Source organism: uncultured Paraglaciecola sp. (assembly GCF_963977085.1).
Classification (GTDB): domain Bacteria; phylum Pseudomonadota; class Gammaproteobacteria; order Enterobacterales; family Alteromonadaceae; genus Paraglaciecola.
Genome location: NZ_CAXBNC010000008.1, coordinates 180,044 through 202,833 on the forward strand (window position 1 = coordinate 180,044; position 22,790 = coordinate 202,833).

A 22,790-nucleotide genomic window follows, 5' to 3' on the forward strand; every position below is an offset into this window, starting at 1 on the left:
GTACTTATGTGTAAAGAAAATGGATTTTCATTAATTGAAGTGTCAGTAGCGTCACTGATTATTATGTTAGGAGTGACGGGTTACGTGACTTTACAAAGCGAGTATGTCGTCACAGATACAAAACTCAATTTGCGGGGTGTGGCTTTGAACCTTGCTCAAGAAAAATTGACTGATTTAGCTTATTTTCAACGTCTAAGATATGTAGAAGGTGTGTCGTCTTTCCAAACTATTGCCAATAATTTGGGAGGCACTATCCCCGCCGGAGAAAGTAAAGTAGTGTTATCTACACAAGAACATCTGCAAACCTATACTACACAATGGGAAGTTGAGAACCTATATTATGTTGATACTAATTTTGATGGTGTAGCTGATACTTGGGTGAAACCAGGCTCACCGTTTTTTCCAGTTGAATTGCCCCGAAATGCCCATCTTAAAAATGTTCACGTTATGGTTACTTGGCTGGATACGAATGGAGACACTAAACAAATTGATATGTTTGGTAGTATCGCACCTATTGAACAGAGCCAAAGCTTTCAAACCAAATATCGCTCATCAAGTGCTCTTGCAGAGCCCTAGTTTTTCGAAAAAATAAATTTACCCTATACCTACTATGCTGTAAGTACTTAAACTAAGCTATAGTGTATTGTTTTAAAAGAATTTATTGTCATATTCCTTGTTGATTAGATCAAAATATATACCTTTATCCCCGTACAAATAACCTAATACTTTGTATTTTTAGCTAACATACTAGTCATAGATTTATCTAGATGGTTAGTCGAACATTTATGTTTTACAACTAGAGTGAGAAAAAGTGTGAATAGCAAGGCCAAAAAATTGAATGCAAATAATCAACAAGGTGTTGGCATGATTGAAGTGCTGGTGACTTTGTTTATTTTATCTGTTGGTTTGCTTGGTGTTGCCTATTTACAGTTTGTAGGTTCATTTACGAATTCCGAAGCCTTAAGTCGTTCTCAGTCAGTGTTGGTCGCTCAGCAACTAACTGAACGCTTAAGAGCTAGCGCTGTTTTTTCTCCTCTTGGAAAAGGTTTAGTTGTTCATAACGATTATTTTGATGAAGACTTATATAACTTTTCTGGCATGACTTGCGCCTCCGGTCTACCCCATGCTTGTTATTGTTTGGAACGGCCAGTTTCTATTCCCAATTGTAATGATAATGTTTGTACTGCAGCTCAATTAGCAATTTTTGACGGCTACGAGGTCTCGTGCGCAGCGGTTGCTGCTAATCCTGAAATAGAAATTAGTTTAACCTGTGAATTGGATAATAATGCCGCTGATGCAGACGCGTGCAGTGTTGGTTCCAAACATATCGTTATTTTAAGTTGGCCTGTTGAGAACTGGCAAAATATTGATAGAACGTTGAACGCTGATTGTAATGTTGATGAAACGCTGCCCCATGACTGTGTGTCAGTGGATGTGACTTTATGAAATCTTATAGTAAACAAAGCGGTTTTAGTCTTATTGAGTTGATGATATCCCTTACTTTAGGGCTTATCGTTTCTGCCGCTGTAATACAGGTGATGATTAGTAACAATTCAACTGAACGACTCAATAGGTCAATTGCGTCAGCGCAAGAAAACGGTCGTTTTATCATTGCTAGGTTAAGAAATGACTTAATTATGACTGGGCGCTACGACATGTTGCGTCCTGAACTGAATAGAGATGTTGATATAGTTGTAGAAGCGGCTTTTGTACAGAATAACCCTATTCCTATAGTGGGCGATTTTAGTAATGGGTTAACTAAAGGTGCCATAGAGGGGGCTGATTCTTCGAGTGATACTTTGATGGTAATGCTGCAAGGCTCTAAAGATTGCCGTGGTGCCTCTCATGGTTATAACGATGAAGAGTTTTTGGTGGTCAACGAATATTTCTTAGACGGTACTTCTCTAAAATGTAGGGGGTTTGATGGCAGAGTTTTGCGTGGCCTAAAAGCTGAAGTTGATGACGCTACGGCTTACACCTTGTTAGACGATGTATTGAGTTTCCAAGTCCAATACGGCATGACAGACAATATCGCATCAAAAGACAATTCAGCACGACCAGTAAAATTTATTGATGCCGATACCTTAGGCGCAGAAAAAGCGGCGGGTGCCTTGGTTGTTGCAATTCGTATTGCAATACTACTGAAAGCTGATTCTGATGTTGTCATCAGTCCCGTTCCCTCGTTTAAATTGCTCAATGAAGAGTCCATTCAGCCAAGCGAAAAGAGGCTGTACAAACAATTTGAAACCACAATCACTTTGCGTAATAGCAAAAATTTCGCTCGAAGTAGAAATATATGAATTATCTATCAAAACAAAAAAATGCAGGAATGGTCATGGTGTTTTCTTTACTGATACTCATGAGCCTCACGATTTTAGGTGTATCTTCAGTTTCCAGTAGTTTAATGCAAAGTAAAATGGCGACCTCTATGGAGAAAAGATCTCTTTCCTTTGATGCTGCAGAGTCCGCAATCGCGGCTGTAATGTTTGAATCTGAGGACGAAGCTTTGCTTAGTAACCCTGGTTTAGACGATCCACTATCCGCTGCAAGAGGAGGCACTCAATTAGATTTAGAAGCACAAACTTTGAGTTGTTTTGAGGATCTTACTTGGACCAATAGAACACTGACTAAAAACGGATTGATAAAAAGCACACAGCATATTGCAGCGGGTAATTATACCGATAAGCCCACAGTAAAAAGTTGGTCTCGCGCCGCTTTTGTGCGAGAGCAGCCATGTGTTGGTTCAAGCAATGTTATCGGAGGCAGTAATATTAGTTGTCACGTCTTTATTGTTAGAGGGTGTGGGCAACTTGATGACAGTAATTACGCAGTGGCCAATTCAGTGAATGCTTCAGTATTTGCGCCAGCAACCCAATAAGCGGTGGTTTTATGAAATATATCAACAAAATTATGGCGGTATCCTTGTCCGCTAGTCTGGCACTTTTTAGTAGTGTGAGTTATGCAGATGATCTAGAGATATACTTAGGAACAGCAGGTAGCGAAGTCACTTATAATCCGAATGTGCTCTTTATTATGGATACTTCTGGCAGTATGACTGGCAGAGATGGTGGTTCAGAATCAAGAATGTTAAGAGTGCAAAATGCGCTAAAAGAAACCCTAAACTCAGTCACCAATATTAACGCAGGGTTAATGCGTTTTTCAGATTATGGTGGTCCAGTTTTGTATCCCGTGAGGCCAATTGATGATGCTGTCTCACCTGAAATTATCACCTCTATTTCACAAGCAACAGATGATGCCTATGAAATTTCATCGTCGGTAAATACCTCCAGTTCTAGCTTGAGGTTATCTCAAGGTACTAATGCAGTGACTTTAGGCCTTCGATATCAAGACCTTAATATTCCTCGCGGTGCAGTTATTACCAATGCTTATATTCGTTTTAGTTCAGACGCATTTAATAGCGGCGCAACAAATTTACTCTTTAGTGGTGAGAAAGTCGGTGATTCAACTACCTTCAGTGATACCAATAACAATATTTCGGCTCGGACTAAAACCATTAACTCTGTGTTGTGGGACACGGACAATGATTGGCCTGTTTCCGGTGAGACTATTGTATCCCCTGATTTAAGTAGTGTGCTGCAAGAAATTGTTGATCAAGCTACATGGTGCGGCGGAAACTCGTTAAACATCATTGTTGATGGCCAAGGCATAAGTGGCAGTAGCGAGCGACGCTCTCCAGCCTTCGAAGATGGTGACGGCCTGACTCCGCAACTTGTTGTAGTATACGATGATTCAACTGCCACGGGTTGTGTTAAGGGTAGGTTAAATTACCAAGTGGATTCGCAAAATAACAATGCTGAAGAGCGTAGTAATGGATATGAATCTACGGGAACTGAACTGACATTTAAGGACAGCTCTAACGAATATATAGGTGTCAGGTTTAGAAATGTTGGGTTACCGCAAAATGCGAGTATTTCAAATGCCTATTTGGAATTTACTGCCTATCAAAACAGCTCAAGTTCCTATGCGAGTTTTAATATTTTTGGGGTCAACGAGGATGATCCAAGCAGTTTTAATTCCTACTCTAGGTATCTCCTAAGAAACAAGTCAAAAACTGCAGCAGTTGCGTGGACTGATATTCCAAGATGGTATAAAAATTACACTTACGAAAGTCCCTCAGTGGCCAATATCGTGGAACAGATTGTTAGCCGTGGTGGCTGGGAGTCTGGTAACGATATGATGTTTGTTTTTTCAAACTTTGTAGGTACTCGCGGTGCCTATACTTATAACGGTCAACCATCAAGTACTGTTAGTTTAGTGATTGAATATGAGGGAAATGCTACACCAGGCAGTACCTCCACTGTAAGGGAACATTTAGTCAGTCAAGTGGATGCTTTAAGTGCCAGTGGATATACCCCAATAGTTGATACCTTGTACGAAGCAGCGAGTTATTATGGTGGACTACCCGTTGATTATGGGAAAACTCGGGGCCAATCGTCTGTTTCAAGTACTGTACGTCGCAATACAAGAGTCAGTCATAGATTGTCATATGTTGGAGCTGATTCCGTTTTACCTTCAGGGTGTACGGTAGACAACCTAAGTAGTTCAGATTGTAGAAATGAATATATACCTGATGGTGCTACTTACATCAGTCCAGTGACCGATAAAGTCTGTCAAACTAATAATCATATAGTGCTTTTATCTGATGGTGAGGCTAATAATAATCACAGTGTCACTGAGATCCAAACTTTACTTGGAAAGTCATGTAGCGGTTCTGGTGGCGAAAAATGCGGTGTCGATCTCGTCAAAAATATTAGTGATGGTGATGAATCTGAAATTGATACTCGCGTGTTTACTCATACTATTGGCTTTGCTGCAGGTTCAACTGCCAACGCCTTTCTGAACGACTTAGCTGTTAATGGCAACGGTGATTTCTATACCGCTGAAAATACTGAAGATTTAGTGGGGGTTTTCCAAGCCATTTTAAAGACGGTTAAGGACGTGAATGCTACTTTCGTTTCTCCTGGGGTAGCTGTAAACCAACTTAACCGATTAACCCATAACGATGAATTATATTTTGCTTTGTTTAAGCCAGCTGAAGGCTCTATTTGGCCAGGAAATGTGAAGAGATATAGGCTAGATGGCTCGGATATTTTGGATAAAAATGGTTTGGACGCTGTGGATAGTGTGACTGGATTCTTTAATGATAGTGCCCATAGTTATTGGTCATTATTGGCGGACGGCAATGATGTACGAGAGGGGGGAACTGCTGGGCAAATGGGACTACCACGTGATGCTTACACTTTCGACGGCCCAGGTACTATTATCAATACTGGCAACTTGTTGCATGAGGATAACGATTCAATAACCATTGCAGATTTAGCCGTAGGCGCATTGGCAGATCCAGAAACGACCCGTGAAACTGTCTTAAAGTGGGCCCGAGGCGTTGATGTTAAAGATGACGATGGTGATGGCAGTACTACGGATGCGCGTAAAGCAATGGGTGACCCTATTCATTCTCAACCGGTAATAGTTAACTATTCTCTCACCGACAGTGCCGTATTTGTGGCAACCAATCACGGTTTTTTACACTCTTTTGATCCCACTACAGGTGAAGAAAATTTTGCCATTATGCCGAAAGATTTAATGGATAATTTATATGATTTATATCTCGACTCTTCCACTTTCTCGCACATTTATGGCTTAGATGGGGACATGGTTCTTAGGACAGTGGGCACTAATATCTATCTATACGTTGGCATGCGCCGCGGTGGGAATAATTATTACGCTTTTGATATTACCAGCAAAACCAACCCTAGGTTGATGTTTAAAATTGAAGGCGGAACAGGGGATTTTGCTAATTTAGGACAAACTTGGTCTAAACCTACAGTAACAAAAATAAACGTAGGTGGCAGTAGTAGAAATGTTCTGATATTTGGTGGTGGTTATGATGAAGACCAAGATAATAGATTGCTTAGAAGTGCTGACTCTGTGGGTAACTCAGTGTTTATAGTTGATGCCGATAGTGGTGAGCTTATTTGGAGTGCAAGTAATGCTGACGCTGATTTAAACTTGACCCAAATGGACTACAGTATTCCAGCAAGAATTTCTGTAATTGATCGTGAAAATGATGGATTTGCAGATCATATGTATGTTGCTGATACCGGAGGGCAAATATTTAGGTTGGATATCCACAATGGCGAGTCGGTTGTTGATTTAGTCTCAGGTGGACTATTGGCCAATTTTGGTGGTGATCTTGAGGCAGACAATAGACGCTTTTATTATGGTCCAGATGTCTCTGAAATCAGTTTGGGCGCAGATCACTATTATGCAGTGGTTGTCGGTTCTGGTTACCGCGCACACCCATTAAACGCAGTTATTAATGACCAGTTTTACATGATTAAGGATGAAGGTGTCTTTACGATTGATGAAGATGGCAATTTCGAACTGCCGACAACAGCGCTAGGTTTAAGTGATTTATATGATGCGACAGACCATTTATTAACATCTTCCGATTCAGTCGCTAAAGAATTGGCAGTGGAACAGTTTGCAGAATCACAAGGTTGGTATATTAGTCTTAGTACTGGAGGGGAAAAGGTGCTCGCATCGCCACTTATTTTGGATTACCAAGTCATATTTACCACTTACTTACCTGCCTCTGCCAGTGAAAGTGAATGTGCGCCTCCAACCGGAAACAGCCGTGCATATTTAGTAGAGCTAATTAATGGCAATTCAGTGACTGATTTGAACCAGGATGGTACTCAGTTACATGATGATCGTTATGCACAATTAAAACAAACGGGTATTGCACCAGATACCAAAATTTTGATTGAAGATATTATTAAGCCTATCATCTGTTTAGGTACCGAATGTGCTTCGACAGTCTTCGAGGTAGATGAAGATGGTAATAAGGTCGGTTGTGGTTCAGACTTTGAGTGTTTAGCTGAAAACATTCACAGCTATTTTGAACGAGTCCAAAAAAGCAGTTGGAAAACAGAAACGGAAAGACCATGAAAATAGCCCCAAATATAATGAAAAAAACGCAACAAGGTTTTTCATTAATTGAACTGATGATATCGGTTGCTATTATTGGCATTATCGCCAGTATCGCTTATCCCAGTTACCAAGGTTTTATTGTGAGTACGAATAGAGGTGCTGCCCAAGCAGATTTAATGAGCTTGGCGGCTGCACTGGAGCGACACAAAGCGGCTAGTTTCACTTACAAAGGGGCAGCGGAGTCAGCAGCAGATACTGGAAAACCTGCTATTTTTCACAAGCATTCACCTTCTGCAGAACTTTATGCAAATCGTAAATACGATTTGTATATCAGTGAATCCAGTGGCAGTGCCTATTTAATTGAAGCTAAGCCAGTATCAGGTACTTCCCAAGCTGCAGACGGGAATGTTGCGTTTTATAGTGATGGTCGTCGGGCATGGGATGCCAATAATAATGGTGCATACAGTGCGACCGAATTTTGCTGGAGTTGTTAGGGTAGGGGGATTTTTACTGATGAATGTGTTTCACTCTGCCTACTTCACCGCTGTCTAACCTGACCTTAATTCCATGGGGGTGATTGGGGGAGTTGGTAAGTATTTTTGCTACCACCCCCTCGGTTAAATCACCGCTTCTTTGATCTTGCTTCAGTACGATTGAAACTTGCGCACCAAGCTTAATATTTGCACGTTTTGTACCTTCCATTGTTAATCCTCAATCTTATCTTTAAATTCACATAAATCTTCAATCAAACACGAGACACAGCGTGGTTTACGGGCAATACAAGTATACCTACAGTGTTAAATTAACCAGTGATGCACATCGACTTTAAACTCTTTGGGTACTACTTATAAGAGTTTATCTTCGACTTTTTCAACCGTTTTACCCATGGCCAGCTTAGTACGATTAGACACGCGAAAAATATGAGTGTCGACAGCTATTGTAGGCCAGTCAAATGATAAGGAAAGTAGATAGACATTCTATTTTTAATAAAATCATACCGATTTGATTAGCGGCGAGTCAACGTAATTAGTCTCAAGGGAATTTATTTAAATATAATGCAAGTGTCGTCTAAGCTCACTATTTCTCTAGCTGGCAGGAAACTGGCGGCTACTTGGCGTTTTGAATATCAACCGAGTTAGTCATACTATCTGCAACTGAAAGACAGGAGTTATAAACAAAGATGAAAGTATGTAAAAATAAAATTGTCACGCTTAGGAAAGAGCATGGATGGTCTCAAAGTACACTTGCAGAAATATCCGGCTTGGGTGAAAGAACCATACAACGAATAGAAAAAGAAGGTGTTTGTTCACTTGAATCAGCTATGGCGTTAGCATCTGTATTCGAATTAAGCCCTAAAGAACTGCACGTTGACGTAAACCAAATTGATGATGACATTGTTCATGCTAGAGAAGTAAATTGGGGCGGTGTGATTGGCATGATTGTTTTGTTTCTGTCTGCTTTTTTCATCATTGATTTAACGAGTAAATACCCAAACTGGGAAATAGTAAGCGCTTGTTTAATACTAGGTCTTTCCTTTGCTCTGTCTTGTGTCGCACATGGTATTAGAGAAACCTTATCGAGTTTAGCTGCGACGGCGTGGATTATTCGTATACCAACGGCTGTACAGGGAGTCAGTAAGAAGATTGCGATAATAAAATCGTTGCGTGATTACGCATACATTGTTGGAATAGTTAGCTCGCTAGTATGTGGCTTAACAATAGTTAACCACTCTCAAATTGACCTACTGCACCTCACTAATTACTTCACCTATGCTATTCGACCACTTGTATATGGGATATTGATGTCGGAGCTTTGGTTTAGGCCCTTAAAGCACAGGCTAGAGCATATGCTTAAAGTTAATGCTGTACCTCACAAAGAGGAGAGCAAGTCATGAAAAGCATTTACGTTTTTTGGTTGGTCTTGTTCAGTATTACACCAATGACAATAGAGGCAAACACGTTAGAGTCTGAGCTGAATGATAAAGTAGTGAATATTGTTGAACAATTTCAAATCCAACACGGATTTAATGGTTCGATTGCGTTAAAACTGCAAGCACACCCCATTTTTACTTATTCTGTGGGCTACCAAAAGCAAAACACTAAGTTAAACGCAGAGCACTTATTTAGCAGCGGTTCTGTTGGCAAAGAGTTTACGACAGTTGCGCTTTTGAAGTTAATAGATGAAAGCCGTTTGACACTGGATGATCGCATTAGTAAGTATATTCCGGTACTTCCATCTTGGGGGCAAAAAATCCAAGTAAAGCACTTACTTTCCCACACATCAGGTTTGCCTAAAATCAGCTGGAAAAATAACATCACAAGCCAAGATGTCATGAACCAAGTAATGGCTTTGCAAGCTCTAGAATTCAACCCAGGCACTGGTTATTTGTATGGAAACATTAATGTGATGTTGCGAGCTAAAATTGTTGAAAACATAACAGGGCAGAAATTCGATAAATATTTAAAAGATCATTTCTTTGACCCGTTAGGAATGACCAAAACAATTCAATCAGTAATAATTAATCAGTCAAACCAACAGGTTGCAGGTGATTATCCTACGGCCATAAACGGGGTGACAATCTACACTACCGCATCTGATTTATTACTTTGGGAAATGGCACTGTTAGACGGAAAAGCTTTAAATGGGAAGTCGGTTTTGACCTATATATCCGAACACAAAATGTCAGGAAAACCGAACCACATTGAATATGACTTTGGCCAGTTTTTTATGGAAAATGAAAAAATTTCAGCGATTAAACATGATGGCAGTAATCCTTCCCACCATGTGCTGAAATATACAAATTTGGCCTCTAAACTTTCCTTAGTCGTTATGTCTAGTGATGGAAATAAAAACTTACTGTATTTAATAAAAGACGATATAGAGGCACTGTTCCAATCGATTAATTAAGTTCTCAGGTCGCTTTACCTGCCTTTTGGGTACTTAATTAACGTTAGCAAGCATTAACCGAATTCGGTTTTTATAGATCTAAATATATAACGTTGATTTCAGATAATAGTGAAACGCCCTGCTCAATATAAACGAGGTTTAGCTTTATTGAATTAGGTAGACTGAGTAAATTAGAATTCCAACTTTACTCAGTCTTATCTTTAAACTCACACAAGTCTTCAATAATACAAGAACCACAACGGGGCTTACGGGCGATGCAAGTATAACGGCCATGGAGTATAAGCCAGTGATGCACATCGACTTTAAATTCTGCTGGTACCACTTTTAAAAGCTTGTTTTCTACTTCTACCACGTTTTTACCTATGGCAAACTTGGTGCGGTTAGATACGCGGTCGATGTGAGTATCTACCGCGATTGTCGGCCAGCCAAAAGCTGTATTCAGTACCACATTCGCGGTCTTACGGCCAACGCCTGGTAGGGCTTCTAGGGCTTCGCGGTTTTCGGGCACTTCACCACCGTGTAAGTCCACCAACATTTGGCAGGTTTTCATGGTGTTGACGGCTTTGGTATTAAATAGGCCTATGGTTTTAATGTATGATTTTAAGCCCTCTAGGCCTAGATCTAATATGGCTTGGGGGGTGTTAGCCACTGGATAAAGTTTAGCAGTGGCTTTATTCACACCTACATCAGTAGCTTGAGCTGACAGCAAAACAGCGATTAACAGTTCAAAAGGCGAACTGAAATTAAGCTCAGTGGTGGGATGCGGATTATCGTCTCGAAGTCGAGTTAGTATTTCTAAACGTTTGCTTTTATTCATTTTGTTATCGTTTTACTCTCTAAAAATCTAGCATCTAGCATCTAGCATCTAGCATCTAGCATCTAGCATCTAGCATCTAGCTTTCTGTAGTGACTCGGGCGCGTTGCACCACTTTTTCTTCAGCCTTAGCGGCAAACAAACGTTCCATGTGGCTATCCAATATGTTTTTAAGAGCGATTAACAGACCCATACATAAAAAAGCGCCGGGAGGTAAAATGGCAAGTAAAAATGGACTATCAGTTTCAAACACTGTGATTTTAAGGCTGGTGGCCCAATCGCCTAACAATAAATTGGCACCAGCAAACAAGGTGCCATAGCCCAATAACTCTCGCATAGCCCCTAATAATACCAACACCACTGTAAAACCTAACCCCATCATCAAACCATCAAAAGCAGATTTTCCGATAGTATTTTTAGAGGCATAGGCCTCTGCTCGTCCAATAATGGCGCAGTTAGTCACTATAAGCGGAATAAATATCCCTAATGCTTGGTACAGTGTAAAAGTGTAAGCATTCATCAGTAGCTGCACTATGGTTACAAAAGCAGCAATGATCATTACAAAGATAGGGATGCGAATTTCGCTAGGGACCCAATTTCGAATTATCGATACTGTGGTATTCGAGCCAATTAACACTAGTGTGGTGGCTAGTCCTAAACCAAGTCCATTGGTAATAGTGGCTGTTACCGCAAGCAAAGGGCATAAACCTAATAGTTGCACCAATGCCGGATTGTTTTTCCACAGGCCTTGCCAACTTAACTCTTTAAACTCATTCATTTCCTTGGCTCACTTTTGCATCAATGACTTTCACAGCGTTATTCCCAGTACAGGCATTTTCAGCGTTAAAAATACTGCCTTGATTAGCTAAGTAATATTCCGCACTTAACTTAACTGCTCTGACTACTGCTCTTGGGGTGATTGTGGCACCTGTAAATTGATCAAACTTCCCGCCGTCTTTTTTCACTGCCCAATTTGTGGCGATGTCAGCGCTAAATATTTGATTGTCAAAGTCTATTACCCAATTACTAATACGTAAGTCTATTTTGTCGCCTAGTCCAGGTGTTTCTTTATGTTCAAGCACTCTCACGCCTGTTACCTTGGCCGAACCAGATTCTGAAAGGGTAACGCCCACCACTAAATGAATTTGCCCACTGTATCCATCTGGGGCAGTGGTTTCTATGGCTGCAGCCACACCTTGTCCCAGTTTGGTGGCGCGATATATATGTTGGGGGGCATCGGAGCCCAAATATTCAGGAGACGTCACTAAGGCGCAATCTAACTGTATGGCGTTGTCATAACTGCTTTTATCAATGACTGCATTAAGTATGGAGAGCAATTTCTGTTGCTGCTGCAGCGCAATCTGATCTTTGGTACCGAAGTAGGTGAGGGCAATCAGTCCAGTGGTAAATAATGCGAATATCGCCAATATCACCCCATTTTTAGACATAGTATATTGGATACTTTTTGTCATGATTTGACCTTGCCTTTTGATTTTTGTTTGCTTGCGGCATGACCGTAAGTGCGTGGCCGCGTATAATAATCAATTAGAGGCACTGCCATATTCATGATCAATACTGCAAAAGCCACGGCGTCAGGATAGCCACCCCATTCTCTAATCAGATAAACCCACACACCAATTGCCGCTCCAAAAATGATTCTACCTTTATTTGTTGTGGAAGCGGACACAGGATCGGTAGCAATAAAAAAGGCACCAATAATAATGCTTCCATTAAATAAGTGGAAAAGACTAGATGGGTATAAGTCACTGTCTACAAGTGACATTATCAATGCGCAGATAAATAGCCCCGCTACCATGCTAACGGGTATATGCCAATTGATGACTTTCTGTTTAAGTAAATATAAGCCACCGAGCAGATACCCTAGGCTAATCCAACTCGATGCCACACCTAAACCAGTAATCACGCTGTCAAAAATAGGGAGTTCAATGCTTTCTGAATAGGTAAGCCCTTGGGCTAAGCTGGTTTTAACTGTGTCTAGTGGCGTCGCCATAGTCACGCCATCAATGCCTGTTTTAAGTTGCGCAAGGCTAAAACCTTCCACGCTAAAGCCAGTAAAAACAGCTTGCAGGGCATCCATAAAATCATGACTATATTGTGCTAGGTCGACAGGGGGTAGCCACTGGGTCATTTGTACAGGAAAAGAAACCAACAACATGACATACGCCGCCATCGCTGGATTAAATACATTAAAACCTAAACCGCCATATAGTTGTTTTACTATAGCAATAGCGAAAAAAGTGCCAATCACAATCACCCACCAAGGGGCAAAAGGAGGAATACTCACCGCCAATAACATGGCTGTGAGTACCGCACTATAATCTTTTAACGCACGCTCAAAATCTCGCTTTCGTAATTCTAGAATTGCCGCTTCGGTAACCACTGCTGTGATGATGGCTATACCTATTTGAATAACTGTGCCCCAACCGAAGAACCATGTTTGTAATAAGATCCCAGGGATCATAGCTAAAATCACTAAACGCATAACTTGACCGGTATCACGGCGAATATGTTGGTGCGGAGAGCTGGCTAATTTATATTTCATGAGGACTTATCTGCTTTTTCAGCGGCTCTTTTGGCTTTAGCTTTCGCTACTGCCGCAGCAATTTTGCGCTTTTTCATATCTATTTGTTGTTCTTCTGTTTTGGCAAGTTCAACTGAATTGTCAGTTTCACTGTTCTCTACCTTAGGGGCTGATGCTGATTTTGGCGCGGCTAGGTCATTGCCGGCTTTCTGGGCGTTCCGTTTAGCCTTTGCTTTGGCTACTGCTGCCGCTATTTTAGCCTGTTTACTGTCTGTAATAGTGGCGGGTGGCGCTTCTGGCGCCTTGGTCACGGGAACAGAGGTGCCAGAGTCGGTTTGTACAGGTGTTTTGATCGCTGGCTTTTTGACTTCTGCGATGTCTTTCTTTGTCTCATTCAATTCAGTTTGAGTATTGCTGGCTTCTGCGGCTGCTTTTTTCGCTTTTGCTCGTGCGATAGCGGCTTGCACCCTTTGGTTTGAACTGGCGACTTTTGCGGCAGGTTCAACAACTTTAGTTTGGGTAGACGCTTCTACTGAACTATTGGGGGCTAACTCAGTTGCCTCAAGGGGTTTTTCAGTGATTTCACTTGCCTGTTGTTTTTTGGCTTTTGCTCTGGCTAAAGCCGCGGCAATTTTGTCTTTGGCGTTGTTGCCATTGCTCGCCATCGCTTGCTTTCGAGCCTCGGCTGCCAAGCGATGTTTCTCATCTCTGGCTTGTTGTTCGGCAATTAGTCTCGCTTCACGCTTTTCAAAACGATCTCGGGCTTTGTCTGATTTTTGTTTTTCTTCTTGTTCTACTCTTATTTCAGATTTAGCTATGCGGTAATAATGAACTAAGGGTATTTCACTTGGGCAAACGTAGGCACATGCGCCACATTCAATACAATCAAATAAATTATATTCTTGGGCTTTCTCTAATTCTTTGGCTTTTGCGTGCCAAAATAATTGTTGTGGTAGCAAGCTGGCTGGACAGACATCTGCGCAAGCACTGCAGCGAATACACGCTTGTTCGTTATTGCCGGATATTTCGTTGTCAGTGGGTGCCAATATACAGTTAGTAGTTTTTACTACTGGCACCAAATCGCTGCAGACATTAAACCCCATCATAGGGCCACCCATAATGATATTAGTTTGTTTTTGGCGTGTTTGTTTATAGTCACTGTGTGTTAATAGATGGGCCACTGGGCTCCCAATCAATGCCCATACATTACAAGGGTTTTCTACGGCTTCACCTGTGACAGTAACCACTCGACTGATAAGTGGTTTGCCTGAAAAAACAGCATCTGCTATAGCAAAACACGTCCCCACATTATGCATGATAACACCCACATCCACAGGCAATCCTTTAGCAGGCACTTCTCTGTTGGTTAACACTTGGATAAGTTGTTTTTCACCCCCTGCTGGATACTTTGTCGGTACACTACAAATTCGGTAATTGGGGTTTTCTCTGCAGGCTACTTGCATCGCTTCGATGGCTTCAGGTTTATTATTTTCTATACCAATTAAAACGTGTTTGGGTTTGAGGAGATGACACAATACGTCTATACCTTGGCGGATTTGCCAGGCATGTTCACGCATCAAACGGTCATCTGAGGTAATGTAGGGTTCACATTCAATACCGTTTATGATTAAAAAATCGATATCTTTTTTAGGTGATGATTTTATATGAGTGGGGAATCCAGCCCCCCCCATACCACTAATACCCGCGTCACAAATGGCTGCAAGCACTTGCATTTTAGGCTGATTTTGGTAATCCACTAAGGGGCTAAGTGGCGCCCACTTGTCTTGTTGATCGCTGATTATCTCTACTGTCATTTCTGGTAACCCAGATGGATGAGCTGAGACGTGTTTTTGAATGGCGACAACTTCCCCGGATGTTGGTGCATGAATTGGCACTGCAAAAGGGTTCATGCTTTTTGTTAACGCTTGACCTTTAAGCACCTTTTGACCGACTTCAACAATAAGGTGGCCTTCAACGCCTATATGTTGTTTTACTGTCACAAATAGGCGTTCGGGGATGGGCAATTTACCTATTGGGGTTTGATTTGACAGTGTTTTTTGTTCAGCAGGAAACACACCACCGGGGAAATCCCACAATTGGTTATTGTCTAGTTTTTCAATAATGTCGTCGAAGTTACTTGGCATAATTCCCGTCTAACTTATTTGTTTGATAGGGATGGCATTAATGTCCCAGCGCCAAGAAGAAGCACTATTTGCTAAGGGCACCATATCGATACAATCAACAGGGCAGGGATCTACACATAGATCGCAACCGGTGCACTCATCAACAATAACAGTGTGCATTTGTTTAGCGGCTCCCAATATGGCATCAACCGGACAAGCCTGGATGCATTTGGTACAACCTATACATTCGTCCTCACGAATGAATGCTACCTTTTTAACGTCTTCTACCCCATGGGCTGAATCTAAAGATTTAGCTTCTACCCCCATAAGGTCGGCAAGTTTCTTAATTGTGGCATCGCCACCTGGCGGACATTTATTGATTTCGTCGCCATCTGCTATGGCTTGCGCATAAGGTTTGCAACCTGGGTACCCACATTGCCCACATTGGGTTTGTGGGAGTATGTGATCAATTTGCTCAACCAGTGGATCACTTTCTACTTTAAATTTTACCGCCGCAAAACCTAAAACCAGCCCAAAAACCAGTGCCAACAAGCCAATGGCAATTAGTGCAGTGAGAATAGCGAAACCTAGAGACATTAAAATTTAACCAAACCAGTAAAGCCCATAAAAGCTAAAGACATCAAACCCGCGGTAATCATACCTATAGATGCACCTTTAAAAGGTTTAGGTACGTCTGCTACAGCTAAACGTTCTCGCATGGCGGAAAATAGTATCAGCACTAGGGAAAACCCTAGGGCCGCGCCAAAACCATAAATAACAGATTCAACAAAATTATGCTGTTGGTTAATGTTTAATAGGGCGACACCTAATACTGCGCAGTTGGTGGTAATAAGCGGTAAAAATATACCTAGTAGTCGGTATAAGGTGGGGCTAGTTTTATGTACTACCATTTCAGTAAACTGCACCACTACGGCAATTACCAAAATAAAACTTAGTGTACGTAAGTAGCCTATGCCTAATGGCAACAATATATAATGTTCAACGAGGTAGCTGGAAAGTGAGGCTAGGGTTAATACAAAAGTTGTGGCCATAGACATGCCAATAGCCGTTTCTAATTTTCCTGAAACACCCATAAACGGGCATAAGCCAAGGAATTGTACTAACACAAAGTTGTTCACCAACACAGTGCCAATCAACAGTAGTAAGAATTCGGTCATATAAGTGGATATTTACCAGGAGTTATTATTACGCTGTTATTATCTTTATTTAAGTGACCATTAACAACTTGATATTCAAAAGTTTATTACTAAATGTGTTTATTATTGAAATAAAAGTCGATAACTAGAGGTAATAAGGGGAGATTGTCGATAATTGAATTGGCTCCCCCTCCCCGACTCGAACAGGGGACCTGCGGATTAACAGTCCGTCGCTCTAACCAGCTGAGCTAAGGGGGAATTCAATTTCTAGTTAACTATTATTCATAGAATGATACTTAACTCACTAAGTATAAGTTGGCTCCCCCTCCCCGACTCGAACAGGGGACCTGCGGATTAACAGTCCGTCGCTCTAACCAGCTGAGCTAAGGGGGAACTTTATACTTATGTCGAAAGCGTTACTCGTTTACAAAACAAGGTGCTTTTCAACGGGGCAGGATATTAATGAGCATCCCGCCCGCTGTCAACACTCAAATTGAGGTTTTTAACGATATTTTCATAATCTTGCACACAATCTATACGTATTACCAAAATATAAAAATCTTCAGGTTTTTTTTGCTTCAAAATTGTGCAATTTTAGTTCTCCTTATTGATTTTAATTCAAAGACCCTTTTTCCATTTTGTTATAGCTAATTGTTATTAAGGATCTGTTGTGTACTGTATATAATGCCAGTCTTTAATAAAAGTGTAACCTTTGTTGGCGATGCAGTAGGTTGGTGATTACTAACTAAAATAAAAGTGGACTATGGTGTCAATGTACGCCAATTAAAGGGCGAAGGCAGTTATCCACGAATCTTGTGGATAACCTTGTGGATTAAATTGTTAGCAGTGATAAAGCGCTCATCAATTCAAAGTCAATAGATGAAATTAAGAATATTGAATTAATTTATAAAATCCTTTTAAAACAATTAGATATGATTTATTTTTGATTCATTGAAAAAGTAAAATTTCTCAGTAAAAAATATGAAATTTTCCTTGTGTGTTGTTTTTAAAGAGAAAAATAAAAACATGCTAAAACCAGCGGATTCATTTTATTTTTGAATTGATTATTTTTAAAACAATAAGCATTATTTTACTGCAAAAACTCAGAATAAAAGAAAAATCGTCAATATATAGACATGTATCTGTATTCAAAAAGGTACACTGATTAGAGTGATGCTTGCTAACAATTTTGTAACAAAAATACTGCTAAATATAAGATAAGTGAAGAAAAATTCGCGTATTATTAGCTGACAGCGACTGAACTGACAAAGCCATTACTGTTCATTGAAATTTTCAGGTTAAAATCTCAGTCATGTGATTTTGAGTTAAATGATCAGCTACCACCTGTATCTTCTATTAAGTTCAATTAAGAGAGAGCAATATTGACCTCAAGCAATAAAACAGCATCCCATCCAGATTTGCTAAATAACGATATTGCCACCACCCTACGTAAAATGACCTTGCCGATGATAGTCGGAATGGTAGTACTGATGACGTTTGGCTTAGTCGATACCTTTTTTATTGGTATGTTAGGTACGCAAGAACTTGCTGCCATTAGTTTTACATTCCCCGTTACTTTTACTGTTATTAGTTTAAATATTGGATTGGGCATTGGCACCTCGGCCATCATTGCTAAATTACTTGGGGCAGGGCAACACCATCAAGCAAAGGAAACGGCAACTGGTGCATTAATGTTAACTATGGTGTTAGCCATTGCATTAGCAATTGTTGGCGTGTTGACCATCACTCCTATTTTTCAACTCATGGGGGCTGACGAAGCACAACTGGTTTTGATCCACGAATATATGTTGGTGTGGTATGCAGCGGGGGTGTTTCTGGCTATGCCTATGGTTGGGAACAGTGTTTTACGGGCTTCAGGTGATACAAAAACGCCTAGTTACGTTATGGCTTTTGGTGGACTTATTAATGTGATTTTGGATCCCATTCTTATTTTTGGTTGGGGCCCGGTGCCTGCCCTTGGCATTCAAGGGGCGGCCATTGCCACTCTGGTAGCTTGGGCGGTTGGATTATTTTATATTTTGTATGTATTGGCTGTAAAACGTCAGTTGATGGAGCCAAAGTTACTGAGTTGGCAACAGTTAAAACGCAGTACAGGTGGGATTTTAAAAATTGGCTTGCCTGCCTCTGGAGCCAATATGTTAACCCCTATTTCTACTGGAATAGTCACAGCCATAGTTGCAGGTTATGGTCCTGAAGCTGTTGCTGCTTGGGGAGTCGGGGGGCGATTGGAATCCATTGCTAGCATAGTGGTGCTGTCATTATCTATGTCATTGCCTCCCTTTATCAGTCAAAACTTTGGAGCCAATAAACTAGACCGTGTAGAGCAGGCTTATAGTGTATGTGTCAAATTTGTCATGGTGTGGCAATTGATCATTTTTGCTTTATTGGCAGTATTATCTGCTGTGATTGCCAATATATTTACTAATGAGCCAAAAGTGGCGGCAACTATAGTACTGTTTTTGGTGATTGTGCCGCTTGGTTACGGGTTACAAGGCGTAACTATTTTGACCAATTCATCCTTTAATGCCATGCATATGCCCATGTCAGCCTTGTCTTTAAACGGTATGCGATTATTTGTGTTTTTTGTGCCGTTTTCATTTATCGGTAGTTATTGGTTTAACTTAGTTGGATTATTTTGGGCGGCCGTATTGGCCAATCTCACTGTTGGTTGTATTGCCTTTATTTGGTTTAAACGCATTCTGGCCTCTCGATTTGAACAAAGTGTAGTGAGTAAATAAGCGTTATGAGCAGAGCATTTGAAATATCCTCGAGTTATTCTCCAGCTGGCGATCAACCCAAAGCCATAAAGGCCTTGGTTGAAGGCTTAGAAGATGGTTTAGCGCGGCAAATTTTATTAGGTGTCACCGGTTCTGGTAAAACCTTTACTATGGCGAATGTGATTGAAAAGGTGCAGCGGCCTACCTTGATATTGGCACACAATAAAACCCTAGCTGCTCAGCTTTACGGTGAAATGAAAGAGTTTTTCCCTAATAACGCAGTAGAATATTTTGTCTCCTACTACGATTATTATCAGCCTGAAGCTTATGTGCCTTCTAGTGATACTTTTATTGAGAAAGATGCATCGATAAACGCACACATTGAACAAATGCGTTTATCCGCTACTAAATCGCTGATGGAAAGGCGTGATGTTATTATTGTTTCTAGTGTTTCGGCTATCTATGGTTTAGGCGACCCTGAATCTTACATGAAAATGTTGGTGCATTTTCGTCAAGGTGACATTATGAATCAACGGGATATTTTGCGGCGTTTGGCCGAAATTCAATACACCCGAAATGATGTAGCTTTTGAGCGCGGCACCTTTAGAGTGCGTGGTGACGTGATTGATGTATTTCCAGCAGACTCGGAACGTCATGGTATTAGAGTGGAATTGTTCGATGAAGAAGTCGAGCGCATCAGCATATTTGATCCGCTTACTGGGGCGGTTGAAAAAACCGTCACCCGAGCCACTGTTTTTCCAAAAACTCATTACGTGACTCCAAGAGAGAAAATTCTCGATGCTATTGAGCATATCAAGGTCGAACTTAAAGAAAGACGCGAGCAACTCAAGTCAGTAAATAAATTAGTGGAAGAACAACGGGTTGCACAACGTTGTCAATTTGATATCGAGATGATGCAAGAGTTAGGGTATTGCTCAGGAATCGAAAACTACTCTAGGTATTTATCCGGCCGAAATCCTGGCGACCCGCCGCCCACTCTTATTGATTATTTTCCGGCCGATGGCTTAATGTTTATTGATGAGTCCCATGTCACGGTTTCGCAAATTGGCGCTATGTATAAAGGTGACAGATCCCGAAAAGAAACCTTAGTGGAATATGGCTTTCGTTTACCTTCAGCGTTAGACAACCGCCCGTTAAAGTTTGAGGAGTTTGAACAAATTACCCCTCAAACTATTTATGTATCAGCTACACCAGGAAAATTTGAACTTGCAGTGGCACCAGACGATATTGTAGAACAACTGGTGCGTCCAACAGGATTGCTCGACCCAGAAATAGAGATCCGTCCGGTGGCGACCCAAGTCGATGATTTATTATCGGAAATTAACAAGTGTGTGGCATTAAACGAAAGGGTATTAGTGACCACCTTAACCAAACGTATGTCCGAAGATTTAAGTGACTATCTTGACGAGCATGGTATCAAAGCTCGTTATTTACATTCAGATATAGACACAGTAGAACGCATTGAAATTATTCGTGATTTACGTATAGGTAAATTCGATGTGTTAGTGGGGATCAATCTGCTCAGGGAAGGCTTGGATATGCCAGAAGTCTCACTAGTTGCGATTCTTGATGCCGATAAAGAAGGCTTTTTACGATCTGATAAGTCTCTTATTCAAACAATGGGTAGGGCAGCACGACATCTTAATGGCCGAGCAATAATGTATGGCGATAAGATCACTGGCTCCATGGAGCGTGCAATTGCTGAAACAGACAGACGTCGTGAGATCCAAAAAGCCTATAACCTTAAACATGGCATAGTGCCAATGCAGTTAAATAAACCTATAACAGATATCATGGATGTGGGAGATGGGAATGCTGATGGTAAGGTTAAACTTAGGCTAGTAGCAGAATCGGGCAAAAAATATAATGCCTTAAGTACACCGCAAATTCTGCAGAAAATAAATGAGCTAGAAAAAGTCATGTTTAAAGCGGCTAAAGAACTGGAATTTGAAAAAGCGGCAAACTTACGGGATGAAATAGAAGCGTTTCGGGCGCAAATAGTGAAAAATTCTTAGTGATGGAGTGCCAACTGTCAGCAGCAAGGTCGGTTGGCGCAACATCGGTTGGCGCAACATCGGTTGGCGCAACACTAAGAAAGTGGAAAATTATATTTCTTAGGTGAAAAGGCCACGTCACTTAGATATACGCGATTAAAATAAAATCCAATCCAATAATATGCTGATTATCTATGAGTATTTTACTGCTTTTATACCTAGTGTTTACCCCACAGTGCCGTTCTTTTCCTGAATGATTCACTATCTTTAATCTTTTGAACTTAACTTTTTAACGCTAACACCACTGTTTTTAGCCGTTCTGTTAAATTTCCATTGTAATCCTGCTAGGGCTTTCCTACTATGTACTTTAGTATCAAGAACTATACCTATAAGTGGTGCTGAAATGTTAAATCGTCTTCAAGAATCCGATATTAAATTATTGCGTGTATTTTACGCTGTAGCTTCCTGTAATGGCTTTACCGCAGCAGAGCCGGTACTTCGCATGCAACGTCCTAATATTAGTGCTGCCATCAAAAAGCTCGAAGAACGTTTAGATTTAGTTTTATGCCATCGTGGTCGCGGTGGTTTTCAAATGACTAAAGAAGGGGAAGTGGTTTTTCAGGAAACCAAACGTATCTTCAATTCCTTCGATAACTTCGTGTTTAATCTAAAGAGTTTGCATGACGACTATTCAGGGCATATTACCTTAGTAATGATGGCGGGCTTACCACTTTCTTATCATTTATCGGTCAGTAAAGCCGTTAAAAGTACCATGAAAAAATTCAACGACATCCACGTCAATATTCAAACCCGCTTGTATAACGAAGTGGAGCATGTAGCCTTGTCGGGTGAGTGTCATTTAGTGTTGTCGACCTATGACATGGTAAAGCCAGAGTCAGTGACTTTTCACCCCGTTGACGTGGCATGTAAAGGTCGGCTGTATTGTGCGCCTTCCCATGTTTTGGCTAAATATCGTGATGGTTTACCTGACAATGTTAAAATTGGCGACTATCCTGCCATTGGCATTTCCGGGCTGTCTTCAGCTAATTACATTTCTGATGATACACGTATGGCAATACAAACATTTTCCGACTCTTACGATGCGTGTTTATCTGCGATTATGACGGGTGAGTATGTGGGGTTATTACCTGATTACGTGTTGACCAACCAAGCCGCAGGACTAGGATTAGTGCCAGTAGGAAAAAGTTTATTTGAATTTAGCCATGATTTGTTTGTGATGAATGGCAAAAATACTCGACTCAATCCGGTGTTAAGACATTTGATTAAGGAAATTAGCTACTTTATTCAACAGGTTGAGAAGTAGGCTTTTGCTAGTTGCTAGTTGCTAGTTGCTAGTTGCTAGTTGCTAGTTGCCATGTGTTTGTTTTATGAGCCGCATTTATGCTGCTTTTTAATGTGAATTTAGAATGTGGAATTAAAAAAGCCAGTTGATAGTTAACTGGCTACAAGGTTTATCATGCTGGTGAAGCTAGAAGCTAGAAGCTAGAAGCTAGAAGCTAGAAGCTAGAAGCTAGAAGCT

19 protein-coding genes, 2 tRNA genes and 1 pseudogene are annotated in these 22,790 nt (G+C 40.9%); 11 read left to right on the forward strand and 11 right to left on the reverse strand.

Annotation, left to right across the window (positions count from 1 at the left end):
- Positions 1-6 precede the first annotated feature (6 nt).
- The 6 genes from AAC000_RS11925 (at position 7) to AAC000_RS11950 (ending at position 7,448) form a co-directional block, all read left to right on the forward strand.
- Positions 7-576 carry a hypothetical protein gene (locus tag AAC000_RS11925; protein ID WP_339722968.1) on the forward strand — a complete coding sequence of 190 codons (570 nt, stop codon included), beginning with the start codon at positions 7-9 and terminating at the stop codon, positions 574-576.
- A gap of 237 nt (positions 577-813) precedes the next feature.
- Complete coding sequence (locus AAC000_RS11930; RefSeq protein WP_339722969.1) at positions 814-1,446, forward strand: prepilin-type N-terminal cleavage/methylation domain-containing protein; 633 nt, start codon at positions 814-816, stop codon at positions 1,444-1,446.
- A complete protein-coding gene (locus tag AAC000_RS11935) occupies positions 1,443-2,300 on the forward strand; it encodes a PilW family protein (protein ID WP_339722971.1) in 858 nt (285 codons plus the stop codon). The genes AAC000_RS11930 and AAC000_RS11935 overlap by 4 nt, the downstream gene beginning before the upstream one ends.
- Entirely contained in the window at positions 2,297-2,878 is a 582-nt protein-coding gene (locus AAC000_RS11940) for a PilX N-terminal domain-containing pilus assembly protein (RefSeq protein WP_339722972.1), read from the forward strand. The genes AAC000_RS11935 and AAC000_RS11940 overlap by 4 nt, the downstream gene beginning before the upstream one ends.
- Positions 2,879-2,889: 11 nt before the next feature.
- Positions 2,890-6,972 (forward strand): PilC/PilY family type IV pilus protein, encoded by a 4,083-nt coding sequence (locus AAC000_RS11945; RefSeq protein WP_339722974.1) that lies wholly within the window; start codon positions 2,890-2,892, stop codon positions 6,970-6,972.
- Complete coding sequence (locus tag AAC000_RS11950; RefSeq protein WP_339722976.1) at positions 6,969-7,448, forward strand: type IV pilin protein; 480 nt, start codon at positions 6,969-6,971, stop codon at positions 7,446-7,448. The genes AAC000_RS11945 and AAC000_RS11950 overlap by 4 nt, the downstream gene beginning before the upstream one ends.
- Before the next feature lie 13 nt (positions 7,449-7,461).
- On the opposite strand, the gene AAC000_RS11955 is transcribed toward AAC000_RS11950, so the two are convergent.
- Together AAC000_RS11955 and AAC000_RS11960 are read right to left on the reverse strand one after the other, a co-directional pair.
- Positions 7,462-7,656, reverse strand: a complete 195-nt coding sequence (locus AAC000_RS11955) for a YwbE family protein (RefSeq protein ID WP_339722978.1) — start codon at positions 7,654-7,656, stop codon at positions 7,462-7,464.
- Positions 7,657-7,658: 2 nt separating this feature from the next.
- Positions 7,659-7,922, reverse strand: a pseudogene (locus AAC000_RS11960) (endonuclease III); the annotation flags it as partial.
- Positions 7,923-8,134: 212 nt separating this feature from the next.
- Between AAC000_RS11960 and AAC000_RS11965 the strand changes: the two are divergent.
- On the forward strand, positions 8,135-8,848 hold the full coding sequence (locus AAC000_RS11965) for a helix-turn-helix transcriptional regulator (protein WP_339722979.1): 714 nt from the start codon (positions 8,135-8,137) through the stop codon (positions 8,846-8,848).
- Positions 8,845-9,861 (forward strand): serine hydrolase domain-containing protein, encoded by a 1,017-nt coding sequence (locus tag AAC000_RS11970; protein WP_339722981.1) that lies wholly within the window; start codon positions 8,845-8,847, stop codon positions 9,859-9,861. The genes AAC000_RS11965 and AAC000_RS11970 overlap by 4 nt, the downstream gene beginning before the upstream one ends.
- Positions 9,862-10,045: 184 nt before the next feature.
- On the opposite strand, the gene nth is transcribed toward AAC000_RS11970, so the two are convergent.
- The 9 genes from nth to AAC000_RS12015 form a co-directional block, all read right to left on the reverse strand.
- Entirely contained in the window at positions 10,046-10,678 is a 633-nt protein-coding gene (nth, locus tag AAC000_RS11975; RefSeq protein WP_339722983.1) for an endonuclease III, read from the reverse strand.
- A gap of 76 nt (positions 10,679-10,754) precedes the next feature.
- A complete protein-coding gene (locus AAC000_RS11980) occupies positions 10,755-11,453 on the reverse strand; it encodes an electron transport complex subunit E (RefSeq protein WP_339722985.1) in 699 nt (232 codons plus the stop codon).
- Positions 11,446-12,147 carry an electron transport complex subunit RsxG gene (gene rsxG / locus AAC000_RS11985; protein WP_339722987.1) on the reverse strand — a complete coding sequence of 234 codons (702 nt, stop codon included), beginning with the start codon at positions 12,145-12,147 and terminating at the stop codon, positions 11,446-11,448. Before rsxG ends, AAC000_RS11980 begins: the two co-directional genes overlap by 8 nt.
- Positions 12,144-13,238, reverse strand: coding sequence for an electron transport complex subunit RsxD (gene rsxD / locus AAC000_RS11990; protein WP_339722989.1), 1,095 nt, complete (start codon positions 13,236-13,238; stop codon positions 12,144-12,146). Before rsxD ends, rsxG begins: the two co-directional genes overlap by 4 nt.
- The gene (gene rsxC, locus AAC000_RS11995) at positions 13,235-15,361 is read right to left on the reverse strand and encodes an electron transport complex subunit RsxC (protein ID WP_339722991.1); all 2,127 of its coding nucleotides are present in this window, start codon (positions 15,359-15,361) and stop codon (positions 13,235-13,237) included. Before rsxC ends, rsxD begins: the two co-directional genes overlap by 4 nt.
- A 9-nt stretch (positions 15,362-15,370) precedes the next feature.
- Positions 15,371-15,937, reverse strand: a complete 567-nt coding sequence (gene rsxB / locus AAC000_RS12000; protein WP_339722993.1) for an electron transport complex subunit RsxB — start codon at positions 15,935-15,937, stop codon at positions 15,371-15,373.
- Positions 15,937-16,518 (reverse strand): electron transport complex subunit RsxA, encoded by a 582-nt coding sequence (gene rsxA / locus AAC000_RS12005; RefSeq protein WP_215929238.1) that lies wholly within the window; start codon positions 16,516-16,518, stop codon positions 15,937-15,939. The genes rsxB and rsxA overlap by 1 nt, the downstream gene beginning before the upstream one ends.
- A 160-nt stretch (positions 16,519-16,678) precedes the next feature.
- A tRNA-Asn gene (locus AAC000_RS12010) sits at positions 16,679-16,755 on the reverse strand.
- A gap of 58 nt (positions 16,756-16,813) precedes the next feature.
- A tRNA-Asn gene (locus AAC000_RS12015) sits at positions 16,814-16,890 on the reverse strand.
- Between the two features lie 989 nt (positions 16,891-17,879).
- Between AAC000_RS12015 and AAC000_RS12020 the strand changes: the two genes are divergently transcribed.
- The 3 genes from AAC000_RS12020 to AAC000_RS12030 all read left to right on the forward strand — a co-directional run bounded on the left by AAC000_RS12020 (position 17,880) and on the right by AAC000_RS12030 (position 22,574).
- Positions 17,880-19,256: an MATE family efflux transporter gene (locus tag AAC000_RS12020; protein ID WP_339722994.1), complete on the forward strand. Its 1,377-nt coding sequence runs from the start codon at positions 17,880-17,882 to the stop codon at positions 19,254-19,256.
- A gap of 5 nt (positions 19,257-19,261) precedes the next feature.
- Positions 19,262-21,271, forward strand: a complete 2,010-nt coding sequence (uvrB, locus tag AAC000_RS12025) for an excinuclease ABC subunit UvrB (RefSeq protein WP_339722996.1) — start codon at positions 19,262-19,264, stop codon at positions 21,269-21,271.
- A 382-nt stretch (positions 21,272-21,653) separates the two neighbouring features.
- Positions 21,654-22,574 (forward strand): LysR family transcriptional regulator, encoded by a 921-nt coding sequence (locus AAC000_RS12030; protein ID WP_339722998.1) that lies wholly within the window; start codon positions 21,654-21,656, stop codon positions 22,572-22,574.
- The last annotated feature ends 216 nt before the right edge of the window (positions 22,575-22,790 follow it).

Bases quoted from the DNA above. Each gene is read 5' to 3' on its own strand.
- uvrB (WP_339722996.1), top strand. From the start codon at position 19,262: ATGAGCAGAGCATTTGAAATATCCTCGAGTTATTCTCCAGCTGGCGAT.
- AAC000_RS11955 (WP_339722978.1), bottom strand. From the start codon at position 7,656: ATGGAAGGTACAAAACGTGCAAATATTAAGCTTGGTGCGCAAGTTTCA.
- rsxC (WP_339722991.1), bottom strand. From the start codon at position 15,361: ATGCCAAGTAACTTCGACGACATTATTGAAAAACTAGACAATAACCAA.
- AAC000_RS11980 (WP_339722985.1), bottom strand. From the start codon at position 11,453: ATGAATGAGTTTAAAGAGTTAAGTTGGCAAGGCCTGTGGAAAAACAAT.
- rsxB (WP_339722993.1), bottom strand. From the start codon at position 15,937: ATGTCTCTAGGTTTCGCTATTCTCACTGCACTAATTGCCATTGGCTTG.
- AAC000_RS11950 (WP_339722976.1), top strand. From the start codon at position 6,969: ATGAAAATAGCCCCAAATATAATGAAAAAAACGCAACAAGGTTTTTCA.
- AAC000_RS12030 (WP_339722998.1), top strand. From the start codon at position 21,654: ATGTTAAATCGTCTTCAAGAATCCGATATTAAATTATTGCGTGTATTT.
- AAC000_RS11925 (WP_339722968.1), top strand. From the start codon at position 7: ATGTGTAAAGAAAATGGATTTTCATTAATTGAAGTGTCAGTAGCGTCA.
- AAC000_RS11965 (WP_339722979.1), top strand. From the start codon at position 8,135: ATGAAAGTATGTAAAAATAAAATTGTCACGCTTAGGAAAGAGCATGGA.
- nth (WP_339722983.1), bottom strand. From the start codon at position 10,678: ATGAATAAAAGCAAACGTTTAGAAATACTAACTCGACTTCGAGACGAT.
- AAC000_RS11940 (WP_339722972.1), top strand. From the start codon at position 2,297: ATGAATTATCTATCAAAACAAAAAAATGCAGGAATGGTCATGGTGTTT.
- rsxA (WP_215929238.1), bottom strand. From the start codon at position 16,518: ATGACCGAATTCTTACTACTGTTGATTGGCACTGTGTTGGTGAACAAC.
- AAC000_RS11935 (WP_339722971.1), top strand. From the start codon at position 1,443: ATGAAATCTTATAGTAAACAAAGCGGTTTTAGTCTTATTGAGTTGATG.
- rsxG (WP_339722987.1), bottom strand. From the start codon at position 12,147: ATGACAAAAAGTATCCAATATACTATGTCTAAAAATGGGGTGATATTG.
- rsxD (WP_339722989.1), bottom strand. From the start codon at position 13,238: ATGAAATATAAATTAGCCAGCTCTCCGCACCAACATATTCGCCGTGAT.
- AAC000_RS11945 (WP_339722974.1), top strand. From the start codon at position 2,890: ATGAAATATATCAACAAAATTATGGCGGTATCCTTGTCCGCTAGTCTG.
- AAC000_RS11970 (WP_339722981.1), top strand. From the start codon at position 8,845: ATGAAAAGCATTTACGTTTTTTGGTTGGTCTTGTTCAGTATTACACCA.